This window comes from Vibrio sp. 1580, assembly GCF_033340055.1.
Map to the genome: position 1 here is coordinate 1 of NZ_JAWOVT010000196.1, position 797 is coordinate 797.

The window sequence follows — 797 nt, forward strand, 5'->3', positions numbered from 1 at the left end:
AAGGAGCCAAAGACTTGTTGATTTCTCTCATCGTGCCAGTACTGCCACAACTTTTGGTTGTTTGGTGTCAGCATCGCTAGCTTGAGTTCGTTACCATCAAAAAACAGTGGTAAGTTGCTCGTGTGTTTGAGTGCAATGTGCTCATAACCGCGTGTGCGTGCACGAATGATTTTATCTTGGTTGTCATGACGTGCGCGTTTGGCGGCACTGTTTAATGCTTCGTCGATGACGCGCGCAACGACATTGGTTTCCGTTAGACGAATGGTTCGTAGATAGCGCACGGCATCATTTTCATAGCAATCGTCTACGGCCAATACTCGATACGACAGTGGCTTTTCGATGCCTGCAACTTGCGACTTGCCTGCAAACTCGGTAAACGAAACGTGAATGATTTCACCAAGGTTGTATTTAAATGCGCTCGGGACTTTAAATTTTGCCCCAGAGCTCGACAAATCGATGCTTAATCCATGAAGGATTTGCCCTTTGGCGCGGCGAATTTCTACCTGGGACTGAACCTTCAACCGCTTTTCTTGGCGTTTTAAGTCGTAACCGAGGTGAACCGGTTCTGCGAGAAAGGGGCTTTTAGGATCGGTTAATGAATGAGACTTTTCCTGCGTGGCGAGCTTGCTCATCACACGAAAGTTATTGCGCGTGTTGACCAGTGCTTCCCACATGCCTTCGGTGTAGGTGCCAAACTTCTTAATGTTCTTGTGATAAGCATTAAAAGCGACATCGTCCAACCAATGCGAAATGCCATCTAAAACATATTCACGACATTCGCCTTTGACGCGACCACG

At 47.2% G+C, this 797-nt stretch carries 1 protein-coding gene; it reads right to left on the minus strand.

The genetic code is table 11. The features are described 5' to 3' along the window. A partial coding sequence (locus R7093_RS24970; RefSeq protein WP_318146986.1) for a PilZ domain-containing protein occupies positions 1-797 on the minus strand: 797 nt, incomplete at both ends.